The sequence below is a fragment of the Dysgonomonas termitidis genome (assembly GCF_054657735.1).
This window is the reverse complement of the sequence record NZ_BAAHYD010000001.1, coordinates 179,749-195,488: the sequence shown is the minus strand read 5'-3', so window position 1 is coordinate 195,488 and position 15,740 is coordinate 179,749. Positions and strand designations below refer to the sequence as shown.

General features: G+C 36.4%; 9 protein-coding genes and 1 pseudogene. 4 read left to right on the top strand and 6 right to left on the bottom strand.

Annotation, left to right across the window (positions count from 1 at the left end):
* Window positions 1-95: 95 nt before the first annotated feature.
* The 3 genes and pseudogenes from ACYQ3L_RS00875 (at window position 96) to ACYQ3L_RS00865 (ending at window position 8,331) form a co-directional block, all read left to right on the top strand.
* Window positions 96-1,088 (top strand): aldo/keto reductase, encoded by a 993-nt coding sequence (locus ACYQ3L_RS00875; RefSeq protein ID WP_380000416.1) that lies wholly within the window; start codon window positions 96-98, stop codon window positions 1,086-1,088.
* A gap of 305 nt (window positions 1,089-1,393) precedes the next feature.
* Window positions 1,394-6,631: an N-6 DNA methylase gene (locus ACYQ3L_RS00870; RefSeq protein WP_380000419.1), complete on the top strand. Its 5,238-nt coding sequence runs from the start codon at window positions 1,394-1,396 to the stop codon at window positions 6,629-6,631.
* A 282-nt stretch (window positions 6,632-6,913) separates the two neighbouring features.
* Window positions 6,914-8,331 (top strand): annotated as a pseudogene (locus ACYQ3L_RS00865) (aminotransferase-like domain-containing protein).
* Between the two features lie 28 nt (window positions 8,332-8,359).
* Here the strand turns inward: ACYQ3L_RS00865 and ACYQ3L_RS00860 are convergent.
* From ACYQ3L_RS00860 to ACYQ3L_RS00850, 3 genes are all read right to left on the bottom strand, one after another.
* Window positions 8,360-9,133: a DUF6624 domain-containing protein gene (locus ACYQ3L_RS00860; RefSeq protein ID WP_380000421.1), complete on the bottom strand. Its 774-nt coding sequence runs from the start codon at window positions 9,131-9,133 to the stop codon at window positions 8,360-8,362.
* 80 nt (window positions 9,134-9,213) lie between these two features.
* Window positions 9,214-10,404, bottom strand: a complete 1,191-nt coding sequence (locus tag ACYQ3L_RS00855) for an aminotransferase-like domain-containing protein (RefSeq protein ID WP_380000423.1) — start codon at window positions 10,402-10,404, stop codon at window positions 9,214-9,216.
* A gap of 312 nt (window positions 10,405-10,716) precedes the next feature.
* The gene (locus ACYQ3L_RS00850) at window positions 10,717-13,119 is read right to left on the bottom strand and encodes a TonB-dependent receptor domain-containing protein (protein ID WP_380000425.1); all 2,403 of its coding nucleotides are present in this window, start codon (window positions 13,117-13,119) and stop codon (window positions 10,717-10,719) included.
* A gap of 335 nt (window positions 13,120-13,454) precedes the next feature.
* Here ACYQ3L_RS00850 and ACYQ3L_RS00845 point away from each other — a divergent pair, with 335 nt between their 5' ends.
* A complete protein-coding gene (locus tag ACYQ3L_RS00845) occupies window positions 13,455-14,189 on the top strand; it encodes a transposase (RefSeq protein ID WP_459952247.1) in 735 nt (244 codons plus the stop codon).
* 115 nt (window positions 14,190-14,304) lie between these two features.
* Here ACYQ3L_RS00845 and ACYQ3L_RS00840 read toward each other — a convergent pair whose 3' ends face one another.
* From ACYQ3L_RS00840 to ACYQ3L_RS00830, 3 genes are read right to left on the bottom strand one after another with little or no spacing between them, the layout of a single operon-like run.
* Window positions 14,305-14,715 carry a DUF5024 domain-containing protein gene (locus tag ACYQ3L_RS00840; protein WP_379994561.1) on the bottom strand — a complete coding sequence of 137 codons (411 nt, stop codon included), beginning with the start codon at window positions 14,713-14,715 and terminating at the stop codon, window positions 14,305-14,307.
* Window positions 14,716-14,763: 48 nt separating this feature from the next.
* Window positions 14,764-15,216 carry a hypothetical protein gene (locus ACYQ3L_RS00835; RefSeq protein WP_379994562.1) on the bottom strand — a complete coding sequence of 151 codons (453 nt, stop codon included), beginning with the start codon at window positions 15,214-15,216 and terminating at the stop codon, window positions 14,764-14,766.
* Window positions 15,206-15,712, bottom strand: a complete 507-nt coding sequence (locus tag ACYQ3L_RS00830) for an RNA polymerase sigma factor (RefSeq protein WP_379994564.1) — start codon at window positions 15,710-15,712, stop codon at window positions 15,206-15,208. Before ACYQ3L_RS00830 ends, ACYQ3L_RS00835 begins: the two co-directional genes overlap by 11 nt.
* Between the last annotated feature and the right edge of the window lie 28 nt (window positions 15,713-15,740).

Genomic DNA, 15,740 nt, shown 5'->3' with positions numbered 1-15,740 from the left:
TTGAATTTTATACTATCTTCTTTGAATATCGCAACAACATCTGTACGTTTTATACATAGCTTTGTATTATCAAACAGATAAATAAACAGAAAATCATGAAGTACAGACAACTCGCAAAAACGGACGAACAATTATCGTCTTTAGGATTAGGTTGCATGGGTATGAGTTACGCTTATGGCCCGACAAATGAAGCGGACAATTTAGCAACTCTGCATAAGGCCCTGGATTTAGGTATTAATTTTTGGGATACCGCCGATGTGTATGGAGCCGGAGCAAATGAGGAACTACTATCGAAAGTATTGGTTGATAATAGAGATAAAGTATTTATTGCGACCAAATTTGGATTCAGGTACGATAAAGAGGCCAGACTTGGAGGGGCAGAAGTTGATTGCTCTCCCCAATGGATCAGGCAGGCTGTTGAAAAAAGTTTACAAAGACTCAAGATCGATACGATTGACCTTTATTATGCCCATCGTATAGACGTCAATGTTCCTGTTGAAGAAACAGTCGGAGCAATGGCTGATTTGGTAAAAGAAGGGAAAGTCAGGTATTTAGGACTCAGTGAAGCTTCAGCTCAAACCATACGCAAGGCAAATGCCATACATCCTATTTCTGCTCTGCAATATGAATATTCGGTATTGACCCGTGACCCCGAACGTGAAATCTTACCTACCGCCCGTGAGTTGGGAATCTCACTTATTCCTTATTCTCCTCTATCCAGAGGATTAATTACAAACAGATTAGATGTATCTAAGATGGATGCCAGCAATGACTTCCGCAAACATCTTCCCCGGTATCAGGGTAAGAATCTCGAAAACAACAATAAACTGGCAGCTGCTTTTGCCGAATTTGCTGAACAAAGAGATATAACAGCTTCCCAGCTAGCCCTGGCCTGGGTATTGGCTCAAGGCGAAGATATCATTCCTATTCCCGGAACAAAGAGAGTTAAGTATTTAGAGGAAAATGCCAAAGCCGTAGACGTAAATCTTTCACAAGCAGACCTGAACGCAATTGATGATATTCTGGCCAAATATCCCGAAGTAGGAGACCGTTATACTGACGAACAATTCAAATATACAAATCATTAAGGCTTAAACTAATCATATTCTTAGAAGATAAGCATGTACCTGATCCGGTACATGCTTATTTTTTTATCCACAACCATACGCATCTGTATTCCAATATGAAGATTTAGGTTCTCTGATTTAAATCGGAGAAAAAGCAGCCATTTAATTTCAGCGCGCAAAGCTATGTCATGTCCCAAATGAATAGCAAGGTCATGCCCTTCGGGTTTTTACAGAAATCTCCACCCTAAAGGGTGTATTTCTGCAAAAAACCTTGCCTATTCGGGAACATGACAAAAAAAGCCGGCTGAAATTTAAATGACAGCTTTATGGCATATAGTAAAAAGAAACATTTACAGGATAACATTCTGGCTATCCAAACATCTTTCCGGCTCAAGGAAGAAGGCAAAGACGCAAACGATGATGTAAAGGTAATTTTAAGTAAGTATTCCGGCTTTGGCGGCTTGAAATGCATTTTACGACCGTGTGAGAGTCCGGAGGATAAGAACAAATGGCCTGCATCAGAACAAGGCCTGTTTGAAGATACAAAACTCTTATACAGTATTATCCGGCAACACTGCGGATCTGATGCAGCATATAAGGATTATTGTAACAGCCTGCGCAGTTCAATATTAACTGCATTCTATACGCCGGATCAGGTCGCACGGGCTATTGCGAACGGATTATACGATTCAGGAATACATGCAAGGAGTATTTTGGACCCCAGTGCCGGTATCGGTTCATTTGTAAAAGCATTCAATGATTCCGGTACTTCACCCGTTACCTGCTTTGAAAAGGATCTGCTGACAGCCGATATCCTGTCCCGGCTAAGATCTGAAGATATTATCTTTAATAAAGGTTTTGAAACGATCGATGAACGTTCTCTGGATTATTTTGATGTTGTAAGCTCCAATATCCCTTTCGGGGATTACCGGGTATATGATCCTTTATTCTCAGGCAGTAAGGATGAAGATAAAAAACGCTCCTGTAAGGATATCCACAGCTATTTCTTTATAAAAGCAGTAGATGCTGCGCGCGAGGGAGGTCTCATCGCATTTATTACATCCCAGGGTGTTATGAATTCCCCTAAAAATGATTATCTGAGAAAATGGCTGATGGACAGGTGTAATCTGGTAACTGCTATCCGCCTGCCTGATAATCTCTTTATCGACAGTGCCAATACCGAGGCTCCCAGCGATTTAATCATCCTTCAGAAGAATAGCGGTAAAACCGAACAGACAATCCGGGAATATAGTTTTACGGGCATTCGTAAACTCGGGGAAGTTAATATAAATAATTATTATATGGATTTCAGCCGGGTAGTGCATACATCCGTATCACTCGGGAAAAACCAATACGGGTATCCGGCAATTAATTTTCTGTATGAGGGGGATATGGATGAATTATCCGCAGACCTGTATAACAAAATACGGGAAGATTGTGCTATCCATCTGGATTTGGAACTTTATAACACGTATTTGAAGGCTGAAATATTACCTGATAAGGAAGAAGAGATAATCGAAGACAATGAAGTTAAGGAGGAGCTAATCCCAACAAAAGAATTCAGCCTCTATGATTTATTTGGCATACCGGAGGAAGAACGGACTCAGATCGGCCAAAAACAAAAGACAAAAGCCGGAGCACAGTCCCTTCAGAAAACATCTGTTAGTTTGTCATTAACCGATATAACGGAGAATGCCATTGAAATCCGGACTCAGAGCCTGGAACCACGTCTGTATGAGGGTATCCTGATGGATTTTTACAAAGATGGGGTTTTAGTGGAAAATGAAGGGCAGGTCGGTATCTTATCCATAAAAACCAAGTGGAATCAAAAGAAGCAATGTGAAGACAAAGAATATCTGTTTAGTCCATTAAAAATAAATAAGGACCTGACCGGCCGTTTAGTATCCTATATAAATTTACGTGAAGCTTATTTTCATTTGCATCAGACAGAAACAATAGAACGTAGAGAGCTGCCCGAATTACGCGAAACATTGAATAACAGGTACATCGAATTTACGACTAAATACGGAGAACTAAACAATAAGGATAATTACAAGCTGTTGCAACAGGATATCTTCGGGGATGAAATCCTGACACTTGAATACTATGAGAACGGGAAGAAGCAGCTGGCCGGTATCTTCTACCATCCGGTGGCTTTTATGACTGATAAGACAATCCTTGTAGAAAAAGCGGATGAAGCCCTGGCTTCTTCAATTAATAAATTCGGGATTGTCAACCTGGATTATATGTCTGCTATCAGCGGAAAGGAAAACAACATATTGATTGATGAGCTGGAAGGTATTATCTATTACAATCCGTTATCGGGTGAATATGAAATAGCTTCCTGCTTTATATCCGGTGATGTGATTGTCAAATCAGAAGAAATAGAAGCTTATATAAACGAAAACCCTGAGGCAGATGATCTTGAACAGAGCCAAAAATCATTGGAAACACTGAGGAAAGCCATCCCTGAACCCATCCCGTTCTCAGATCTTGATTTCAATTTCGGGGAAAGGTGGCTCCCTGTTTCTTATTACAATGAATATGTGAGCAAGATATTCAATACAAAGATTACGATTGAATACATCGCTGACATTGATAATTTCCATATTGCCGCGGATAATGAGTATACCGTTGAAATCCGGGAGAAATATGCGGTAAAACCCGATGACAGTAATGATGTCAGCGGTTTGACGATCCTTTCCCATGCACTGGTCAATACGTTTCCAAAAATTACCAAGCCATCCGGACGGTATAATGCCAGCGGGCAGGAAATCCGTATTCCCGATCTGGATGCCATCCAACAGACCAATACAAAAATTGATGAAATCCGCAGCGGCTTTACCGATTACCTGAATGACCTGCCGATAGAAACTAAAGGGGAATTAGCCAATTTGTATAACCGGAAATTCAATGCACGTGTTAAACCTAAATATGACGGAAAATTCCAGACTTTCCCCGGTTTACAGCTTCAGGCTTTGGGTATTGATAAACCTTATGACAGCCAGTTCGATACCGTCTGGATGCTCAAGTCCAATGACGGGGGGATCGTCGATCATGAGGTGGGTGCCGGTAAGACCCTGACGATCTGCATTACGGCACATGAGATGAAACGCTTAAAGATGGCTCATAAACCAATGATCATCGGTTTGAAAACCAATATTTTCACCATTGCTGAAACTTATATGAAAGCTTATCCCAATGATAAGGTACTATACCCATCTGAAAAGGATTTCGAACCCAAAAACCGCAAAAGCCTGTTTCATAAGATAAAGAACAATGATTGGGATGTGATTATCCTGACACATGAACAATTCTTTAAGATACCCCAATCTTTGGAGATTCAGCGGGATATTCTCCAGAAAGAGTTGGATTCCGTTGAAGAGAACCTGAGAGTCTATGAACGGTTGAATAATATATCAGCTTCTGCAGGAATGCTAAAGGGATTGGAAAAACGGCAGGAAAACCTGAAATCTACCCTTCGTGAACTGTTTGAAAAGATGGAAGACCGCAGGGATGAAAATGTGGTGGATTTCCGCACAATGGGCATTGACCACATGCTGATAGACGAATCTCATGAATTTAAAAATCTTCGTTTTGATACGCGTTACAGGTATGTTTCGGGCTTGGGAGACCCCAAGGGAAGCCAGCGCGCACTGAACCTGTTGTATGCTTTGCGGACAATGCAATATCGTAATGGCAGGGATTTATGTGCTACTTTTTTAAGTGGAACCACAATCAGTAATTCTTTGGTCGAATTGTACTTGCTGTTTAAATACCTGCGTCCAATGGCAATGGAAGCACAGGGTATCCGTACATTCGATGCATGGGCGGCTGTATATGCTAAAAAGATTTCGGATTTCGAGTTTACCGTGACCAACGAGATCAAATCCAAAGAAAGGTTCAGGTATTTCAAAAACGTACCGGAACTGGCCAATTTCTACAATGAAATAACGGACTACCGTACAGCTAAGGGTATCAATATTGACCGTCCCGAGAATAATATTGTTCTCTATACAACCCATCCTACACCGGAGCAGGCAGAGTTTCAACTAAAACTGATTGAATTTGCAAAGTCCGGAGACGGAGAGCTGATCGGACGTCCCGGAGTTCAATATGATAAAAAAGATTCCGGCCGTATGCTGATTGTGACCGACCTTGCTCGAAAGGCATCCATAGATATGCGTCTGATTAATCCGAAAAAATACCATGACCACCCGGATAATAAATTGTCTCAGGCGGCAAAAAAAATTGCTGACTATTATTATCAATACGATAATCACCGTGGAACCCAGTTTGTATTTTGCGATATAGGTACTTTCAAACCGGATAAACCAAATGAGTGGAATATCTACAGTGAATTAAAGCGTAAGCTGGTAGAAGATTATAAGATACGTAGTAATGAGATCCGTTTTATCCAGGAAGCAAAGAATATCAGGCAACGTGCCGCATTGATATCGGATTTTAAGCATGGGATTATACGGATACTGTTTGGTCATACCAAAAGCTTGGGAACTGGCGTCGATGCTCCTGATTTTACCATTGGAACACATAACCTGGATATCCCCTGGACTCCGAAGGACCTGGAACAACGCGGGGGTAGGGGAGCGCGCAAAGGAAACCGGGTTGCCAAACTCTATGCCGGCAATAAAGTCGATAATATCATTTATGCATCCGAAAATAGCCTGGATACTTATAAGTTCAACCTGTTACAAAATAAACAGACCTTTATTACACAACTCAAGACTAATTCACTGGGCAAACGTACCATTGACGAAGGAGCGATGGATGAAGACGGCAATATGAATTATTCCGAGTATGTAGCAATCCTTTCCGGTAATACCGATTTATTGGATAAAATAAAACTGGAGCGTAAGATCGGTGTATTGGAAAGTGAACATAAAAACTATAACAAACAACTGGAATCTACCGGATGGAGTTTGAAATACAATATGTTCGAATTAGCAAAAAAGCAGGAGCGTCTGGCAGGTATAGAAAAAGACTGGCAAGAAGTGCAGACTCACCTGCCAAAGGATGAAGACGGAAACAGACCCAATCCGGTCAAACTGGATAACTTCGAATACAATGATTCCCTGGAACTGATTGGCCAACGGCTTGTACTTATTGCCGGGAATAAAGATACAAAAAGTGAATTTGTCAGGATCGGTTCACTCCTGAACTTTATAATATTAGTAAAAACCGATATGATGGATAACGGAAAATATAAGTATAACCGTTTTTATATTGAAGGCGCATGCAAATACACCTATAACAATGGTGATCTGGCTCATGACCCAATGCTTGCTGTAACCAATTTTATAAAAGCACTCGATAAAATATATAGTCTGATTCCTAAATTCCAGACAGAGATATCCCAGCTAAAGAAAGATACGGCTGTTATGCAGGAAATAGTCAATACGCCATGGAAAAAAATGGAAGAACTGAACAGGTTAAAAACAGAACTGGCAGCATTGGAGCGCAAAATACAAAACGAACTTAGAGAAATTGAAAATCAAAATGAAGCAACATCAACCGTAACAGAAGAGGTAGAAGTACTTATGTAGAAGAAAATATTATCCGGATAATTACAATTAATAGCCCGAAAAAAAATCAAAATATTACATCTTTTTGTTCGGTTACTTTAAATATCTCCCTTATTTCAGAAGCTTTTATTTCGAACATCCTTTTTGCATTTGTAACTGCATAATCTTTAAATACAATTGGAAGTTAAAACTCATACAGGTACTTAAAAAAATACAGCTTGGTAATAATTCTTTATAGAAAATATTTGATAGAACTATAGATACAGATGTATTTATGGTATCTTTGAAAGATACAGATCAGATATGAAAAAAGAAAGTCTATATCAAGGAATTGCAGACACAATTGCCCGCCAGATAAAATTAGCCATCTGGAAAACGGGAGATAAATTACCATCCTTGCGCACTATCAGCCATGAGTATGGAGTAAGCCTGAATACAGCTATTCAGGCCTATTATGAATTAGAGAAAGGTGGGTTCATCATTTCGCGTCCTAAATCAGGGTACATGTCAACTATAAGCCGTTACGCTTGTCTGCTCCTGAAACAACCCAACCTTCGATCAAATATGCAGGAAAAGGAAATGAAAACTTGATTTCCGAAGTCTATCGCAGCATAGAAGATAACTCTATAATGCGTTTTTCTCTCGGTATTCCCGAAGATGCCTTGTTACCCATTGCAAAATTAAACAAAGAACTTATCAGAGCGATGCATTCACTTCCCGGTAGCGGAAACAGATATGAAAATCCGCAAGGGAATATACGGTTAAGAAAAAATATAGCCCGGTTTGCATATAGTTGGAATGCGGATCTAGTAGCAGACGACATTGTAACAACTACCGGAGTTACCAATTCTACTTCATTAGCCTTATCTGCGATTACACAAAAAGGAGATACAATCGCTGTTGAAAGCCCTGTTTATTTCGGAATATTACAGTTAGCGACAAACTTGGGACTCCGTGTATTGGAATTACCTACAAACCCAATCACAGGTATTGATCTTGATGCGTTACGGGAGGTATTACCACAAATAAAAGTATGCTTACTTGTGAGTAACTTCAGTAATCCTATGGGGAGCTGTGTGCCAGATGAACATAAAAAAGCAGTTGTAGATATGCTATCGGAGTACGATATCCCCTTGATTGAAGATGATCTATATGGCGATGTATTCTTTGGAAATGCACGTCCTAAACCATGTAAATATTTCGATAACAGCGGACTTGTGCTATGGTGTGGATCTGTATCAAAAACACTAGCACCCGGTTATCGGGTTGGATGGATTGCTCCCGGAAAATTTAAGGAAACTATTATTCGTCAGAAACATATTCATTTAATTTCGACTCCTACTCTGAATCAGGAAGCTGTTGCCAACTTCATGGAAAACGACAGGTATGAGAATCATCTACGCAAACTGCGCCACGAATTACATACCAACAGCCTTCATTTTATGCGATCTGTCATGGAACACTTTCCTGAAGATACCAAAATCATAACACCACAGGGAGGCTTCATGATGTGGGTGGAGCTAAATAAAAAGATAGATACGGAAAAGCTCTACTATAGAGCTATGAAACAAAGAATAAGTATTGCCCCCGGGCGTATGTTTACACTACAAGACCAATACCGGAACTGTATGCGTCTAAGCTATGGACAACGTTGGAATCCAGGCATTGAAGAATGTTTGATAAGTTTGGGGAATATTATCAAAAAACTTAACAGTTTTTAGTTGACTAAAAGATTGCCTCCCTTAAAATTTACTTTTTATTCTTATACCAATTATCGTAAATTTCTTTACATCGGGGAAGCTCTTCCATATATTTTTCTTTTGACCAGTCTTCTCCAAAACTTCTCAAATATTCCTCTAAGGGTTCAAGTCCTATTTCTTTCCGTAATTTATTCACATTTTCGATATCTTGGAGAGGAACTAAATATGTTTTTTTATCTTTTGAGAGAATGGTTTGAGTGCCATAAATTTGAGTTTTTCCTTGGTTCATAAGGCATCTGTCAGTTAAAAATGCATATTGCCAACCTTTTACAGTCCCTTTTTTTACAGCATCTTCCAAAACAGGCAAATATTTATTTTGTATGGTTGCATCACTACAATGTTGAATGCAAAGGAAAATAGCATCACTTGCTTCTTCACCTATATCATCACTACTTAACCATCCGTATTTATCGATGATTTGAGTCACCTTCCCGGCATTAAGGCTATCAATCCCATTCATTATTCTACGAATATTTTTCGTACGTAAGTCGGTTTCCCCATACTTTTTCTGTGAATCCATCAACAATATCCTGATACTTTGATCATTATTCCCCATTTTTCGAAGTTCGTTTTTTAATGAATATATCTCAGGATTCATTTCTTGTTCGAAAATATTAAAGATTTTGACATAAGCATTATTGAAGGATAGGGTATCATTATGTTCTATATAATAATAGCAACTGTCTTGTAATTCAGATAAAGTCTGAGCCTTCACTAAAAAAGGAATTTGAACAAACAAAAATAAAATGAATATTTTTTTCATTAGAAAATTGACTTTGATTGAAATTGTCATTTTTGTATACAAAAATAAAATAAAAACGTAGTTTATATTGAAAAAAGGTGTTATTTGTTCATATATACTTTTATTACTTCTGCTATAATTTTTAGTCCTTTTATTATTCCGTCTTCCGGCATATTGGAATAATTGATCCTGAATGTATTTTCTCGATTCTCATTCGGGAAGAATGAACCTCCCGGAACAAAAGCAACCTTTTGTTCCAAACATTTCTCCAAAACATCTCGTGCTGAAATAGCTTCGGGAAGCTCTATCCATGTAAACAGACCGCCTTCAGGATGCGTAAACTTTATATTTTGAGGAAAATAACGCTCTATGCATTCTACTGCAACATCACGACGTTTCTTATAGACTTCTACTATTTTTCCTATATGCTCATCTATATCATATCGTTTCAGATATTCGGAAATAACCATTTGGGCAATTGTATTGCATTGTAAATCTGTACCCTGTTTAACCATGACATATTTACGGATAATATCTTTATCCCCTGCAATCCAACCAATGCGGAAACCCGGACAGAATATTTTTGAAAAGCTACCTGTACACAAAACATTTCCTGCTGTGTCAAACGATTTTACAGAAGGCAGATGCTCTCCTTCGAATCTTAATTCACCATAGGGATTGTCTTCGATAACTGCAACATTATATTTTGCTGATAATTCAGCCAGTTTCTTACGTTTCTCGGTATTCCATGTCTTACCCGTCGGATTCTGAAAAGTGGGTATCACATAGATCAGCTTTATGCCTTTTATTTTTTTCAATACATTTTCTAATGCTGTCATATCCATACCATATTCATCTGTAGGTATCTCTATAAACTTACAGCCATAGGTTCTGAACGCACTGATTGCTGCTAAATAAGTAGGGCTTTCGCACAAAACAATATCTCCTTCATCTAAAAAAACTTTTCCCGACAAATCAAGCCCTTGCTGTGAACCATGGGTTATCAGTATATTGTCTTTATCGAATGATGTACTAAGACGGGGATTCATACGGTTGGCAATCCAGTCTCTCAGAGGAACATAACCTTCGGTTGTGGTATATTGAAGTGCTTTCGTTCCTGCTTCTTTAAGAACTATATGATTTACTTCATTGATCTCCTCTATAGGAAAAAGCTCCGGAGCAGGCAAGCCCCCTGCAAACGAGATTACATCCTCCTGTTCTGTTACTTTTAGTATTTCCCTTATTTCCGAAGCTTTTATATCGGACATTCTTTTTGCGAATTGTAGCTGCATAATCTTTAAATACAATTGAAAATTAAAATATTGTAAAGTAAATCAAAAGGGAAATGTGAAAACAGATACAAATTTGGATATATAAATGGATACAGAATAGCCCTAGAAATACTCACCTTCTATTTTACTTAATAAGTATATATCGTAATTCGATTTAATGTCCGAATTTTGTACCTCATATCAAAGGGATTAGTCAGACATCCATTGTTATTCAGGATAGGTATTGAGATGTGAGTAATTAAAAGAAGACCTTTGCATGATATTAAACGATCTTCTTGCACATTCGCCTGATAGTATGCGAATAATTTCACACTAATATAATCTATTTAATTCTTTTTGGTTAGCAGAATTATTGTTAACACGTGTTTTCATATTATTGAAAGTATAAGTCAAGCTAATCCTTAAAAACCTTGTATCCTGATTGATTCTCATACCTTCTGAAATATTGCCATATTCCGTATCGTAGTTACCTCCACTATTCTTATGAAAAATATCATACATAGTTATAGTTGCTTTCAGCCTGTCTTTTAAGAAATTTTTGCGAACACCTGCGATTAGGCTATGTTGCTCTGTAAACCGTCTGATTTCATAATCACCCGGTCCCCTATAATTAAAGTTAAGAAAAACAGTAATATCGATATTTGGAATATTGTAACTATTGTTGAATGTAAAAGAGGACATCATCTTTCTTATCTTCTTCTCTCTATTCATATAGTTTATTGTCATATCAGGAAACATTAGATTAGAGTTTAATGCTAAAGTATAATTGCCTTTTGTTATTGAATATGATAATCCTGTATTATAAAATTTTGCTTTATTCAGATTCATATAAGTAAATCTTGTAATATCAGTATTATTATCATCGTTAATGCCGACAAATATGATAGGATTTTTTTCTGTTTCAACACTCGTTGTGAAGTTAAGTTTCTTCCAGAGAATTAAACCAATTTCGAAATTATCGGAATATGAGGGTTTTAAATACGGATTTCCAATAATATAGGATAACGAATCAAGATAAATCACATTCGGATTGATTTGTGAAAAAAGCTGCCTGCTAATGGATTTATTATAATTGATATTTAATTCAGCTTTAGGAGAAATAACATAGTTTAGCCCTATATTTGGGAAAAATTTACTTGAGGTCAGCCTGTTATGCTCCAAGCTCTCTGAAGTTTTAATTTTTGAGTCTGTATATTCATAGCGGATACCCGTTTCAATGGTTAATCCTCTAATATTCTTACTAAAATTAAGATAGGCTGCTGAAACTTCTTCGTTAGTAATATTGCTGTCATAAGAGTTTAATTTAGTCGTATTCAGATTGTGGTTTTCACTATATCCATTGTTTTTTATTTTTGAATATTTACCTCCAAGTTGTGAAGTTATCCCCATAACTTCAAATTGATAATCTGCCGACAGATAATATACATCATATTTGTTTTGTGAATTAATTAAAGACCGCGCATAGTCTGTACTAATTATATCAATCTCGTCCATATTCGTTTTTTCCGAATATTTCTTATGTGCATAACTTGCATTAAGATTCAGTGTATTAAAATCCCTGTTCATTGTATAATTGAAGTCAATAGTATAATAATCGTCGTTTTTATTTTTGACAGAATTAAGATCTCTTATTATGTTCTCGGATATATTACTTTTAGTAATCTTTTGGTTTCTATATTCATCTCTGGTATCATCAGTGAAACTTCCCGCAAATTTTAGTCCTAAATAATCATTATTACGGATCTGATAGTCTATACCGGCAAAAAGATTGTGATTTTTGTTGGAATAAGATTGAATGGCATTTGAAATATTATCCATTGCATAATCCTTATTATATATTGTTTGGAAATAATCAGCGTATTGCTTCTGATTATATACGCCATATGAGTAACTGTAAAGACCTGAATATCTGCCTGTATTCTGAGTTATCTGTAAACCGCCCCTGTCACTCACTTTTCTTGCGATAGTCAAATTATTATAGAGTTGAATCATCGTATTATCTTTTCTTGATCTCTTTGTCCTTATGATAATGACCGGCTGGCCGGAAGCATTATACCTGGATGAAGGATTCCTTATAATTTCAACTTTACTTATATCATTTGATTGGAGCGTGTTTAATTCGTCTTTGTTGACAACTTCCTTATTGTCAATATAAATAATAGGACTACCTTTCCCCATAACAGATATTTGTCCTCCGACATCTGAAATAAGTCCCGGTGTCCTGCTCAACATATCAGTAATAGAACCAGCATCGCTCAGTATGCTGTTTTCTATGTTTACGACAATCTTATTATTATCATATGAAACAAAAGGTATTTTTCCTGTTACTGTAATTTCACTTAACAATTGATCGTTTGTTTTTAATAAGATCTCGCCACAATTGATAATAGATTCTTTTTCTAAAATATGGATTTGTGAAAAATCATTATATCCTACAAACGATATCTTCAATAAAATTTCACCCTGATAACTGGTATTGATTTGAAAAGAACCGTCAATCTCAGTTACACAACCATTTATGATTAATGAGTCTTTTGGATTTATTATCATAACATTAGCAAAACTGACCGGAATATTACCCTCATCTATAACTTTTCCATATATTTCATTTTTTGTTAATGTCTGAGAATAAGACCCCGCGGAGCAAAAGAAAAAAATACAACAAATGATAACTCTGTACTTTTTTAGAGTCAAAAGGATATTCTTCTGTTTCATCTTGATATTGATTTTATTAATGCGAATCAGTAGTTGCAACTATTGGCTGATTTATTTAATTAAAAGATTAATTATCAATAAAATAAGCGTACCGAATACTTGCTCAATCTCTTGAAAATCATTAAATTAAAGGAATATTACCACACATTTCTTTAACAATGATTCCCAAGAAGAAAGAGCTTAAACTGATAAGAATTTATATGTATATCTGTGATTTATACGATTCAGAGCTAAAATATTACTGTCAACGGTACAGTAACAACAATGCTCCATCTTTTACTGATCAGGAAATAATGACAATTTACCTGTTCGCAGGATGTTGTCAGAAGTATTTCATGGTCAAAGATATACATTCTTTTACAAAAGAGTATCTATCTTCCTGGTTTCCTTCATTGCCATCGTATCAAACATTTAACTTAAGGTTAAACCGCCTGAATGAATGTTTTAAGGTATTATCCCAGAGATTGATAAGTTCATTCACGCCAAAAGATTGTGATTTTGATGTATCGCTGGTTGATTCTATGCCTGTAATCACTTGTGCAGGACGAAACAGAATAGCAAAGGTTGCTAAAGAAATCACCACTAAAGGATATTGTTCAACAAAGAATCAATATTACTATGGTTTAAAGCTTCATGCTCTGGCATTCAGACGAAAAGGGACAATCCCTTTTCCGGAATCCATAACCTACACTCCTGCTGAAGATAACGACCTGACTGTATTTAAACAGAACTGGGGTGATACGATAGTTAACCGAATGATTTTTGGAGATAAAATATATTCTGATTTTGAATACTTTAATGATAATAAAAAGCAAACGCAGAATATTCAAATGCTTACTCCTGTTAAAGCAGTCAAAGGACAGTCTGAACAAGAAAAACAATGGAACAAAGCATATAATGACTTATTTTCTACTGCTGTTTCTAAAGTCAGACAACCCATAGAATCATTCTTCAATTGGTTGAATGAACGTACAAAAATTCAAAGAGCGCAGAAAGTCAGATCGACATCCGGACTTTTAGTTCATACGATGGGTAAAATTGCCATCGCTTTTATTTATCTAATTTTTTAAATACTGATTCGCATTATTAATTAGCTCATATAAATCAGAGCATAGAAATGACCGGCGAGTTAAAAACTCACTAACATAAAGAAGTAATTTCTGATATTATTATAGAATGGGGATGCTATTCTTCGTAATTATATCGTACTGTCACTAATACAAAATTTCGTCCTCCAACATCGAAATGAAAGACAAATCTTGTATCAGTTTTCTGTATCTTATCAAAAAAACGACAATTGCTAGGTAAGATTTTCTCATTTTCTTTCTTTTCCGCATATTTTGTTGTAGATGACTTATCATTATCAAAAGCCGTAAATAATTCATTCAGCAGGCTTTCATTATCAGAGAATACAATTTTTGTCGTAGTTCGCTCTAATTGCCTGGTATCAGGATTATTCCTGTTTATAACGGTTGTCTCTACATCCTTCAGGCTTTCGCATTTTGCAACCCATTTCAATAAATTTGATTGTGCAGAAAGATTAACAGTCGTAAATACAAGTAGTAGAACGGGTAATAAATATTTAAATGATCTCATATTATCTGCTTTTTGAAATTAATGCGATATGTTATTATCTATATTAAATTATTTCTCTGATTCCAGTTCAATATTGTCTAATTCTTTCTCTCTTTGATATATTTCATTCAAAATTTCTCTTTCTATTTCTTCCGGATTATCTATGCTATATGTTTTGACGCCATTCACCACCATATAACTACCCTTGTATGGAGTTTCATTCTTAAGTAAAGGGTTGACTACTATTAATAACAGGATCGTGGCTGCAATCCCTGTAATATACAGCAATAATTTGTTTCCGGATTTCTTTTGTTTCCAGTCTTTTGAACCGGATAAATCAGTATTTAGTTTCTTGGAAATATCATTGCAAAAATAGCTAAACACCGGTTTATATTTTTTAAACTCTTCCGGGATATTAGATTGATCAAAGTAACAATACAATTCGTCCTCTTCACCTGATGTCGTCTCTCCATCGAAAAACTTTTTCAGTAACCGTTTTATATGTATATCTTTATTTTCCATAATTATGAACTTTGAAATACATTTCCTGAATTTTTTTTCTTGCCCTTGACAAGTTCATTCGTATAGCGGAAGGATCACTCCCTGTTATAGCAGCTATCTCATCTATTTCCAGCCCCTCAAGATGCTTCATTTTAAGAAGGGACTTTTGCATCGGTGGTAAATTATCTATTATTTGATTGATGATCTCTGCATCTTCCTTATATGATAATTCTTTTTCAAGAAAAAACATATCTTCCTTAAATACTGATATATCATTCAATTTACTTCGCAGTTTTCTCTGTCGAATTACATTTAAGCAAATGAATTTTGTCACTTGAATGGATAGGGCAGATATATTCGTGTGGCTGTCAAGTTTACACCTCATATCCCATAGCCTTAAAAAGGCTTCCTGAACAACATCGTCCGCGTCTTCTTTGTTCGAAAGCATATTGAAGGCATAATTTTTCAATTTTACCTTCAATGAAACGACTTGTTCTATAAACTGTTTTTTATCCATCTTATATTATTATATAACCTGAAATCAT

Excerpts from the sequence above, each read along its gene's own strand:
- ACYQ3L_RS00835 (WP_379994562.1), bottom strand. The coding sequence starts at position 15,216 with ATGGAAAATAAAGATATACATATAAAACGGTTACTGAAAAAGTTTTTC.
- ACYQ3L_RS00870 (WP_380000419.1), top strand. The coding sequence starts at position 1,394 with ATGGCATATAGTAAAAAGAAACATTTACAGGATAACATTCTGGCTATC.
- ACYQ3L_RS00830 (WP_379994564.1), bottom strand. The coding sequence starts at position 15,712 with ATGGATAAAAAACAGTTTATAGAACAAGTCGTTTCATTGAAGGTAAAA.
- ACYQ3L_RS00845 (WP_459952247.1), top strand. The coding sequence starts at position 13,455 with ATGGTCAAAGATATACATTCTTTTACAAAAGAGTATCTATCTTCCTGG.
- ACYQ3L_RS00860 (WP_380000421.1), bottom strand. The coding sequence starts at position 9,133 with ATGAAAAAAATATTCATTTTATTTTTGTTTGTTCAAATTCCTTTTTTA.
- ACYQ3L_RS00850 (WP_380000425.1), bottom strand. The coding sequence starts at position 13,119 with ATGAAACAGAAGAATATCCTTTTGACTCTAAAAAAGTACAGAGTTATC.
- ACYQ3L_RS00855 (WP_380000423.1), bottom strand. The coding sequence starts at position 10,404 with ATGCAGCTACAATTCGCAAAAAGAATGTCCGATATAAAAGCTTCGGAA.
- ACYQ3L_RS00875 (WP_380000416.1), top strand. The coding sequence starts at position 96 with ATGAAGTACAGACAACTCGCAAAAACGGACGAACAATTATCGTCTTTA.
- ACYQ3L_RS00840 (WP_379994561.1), bottom strand. The coding sequence starts at position 14,715 with ATGAGATCATTTAAATATTTATTACCCGTTCTACTACTTGTATTTACG.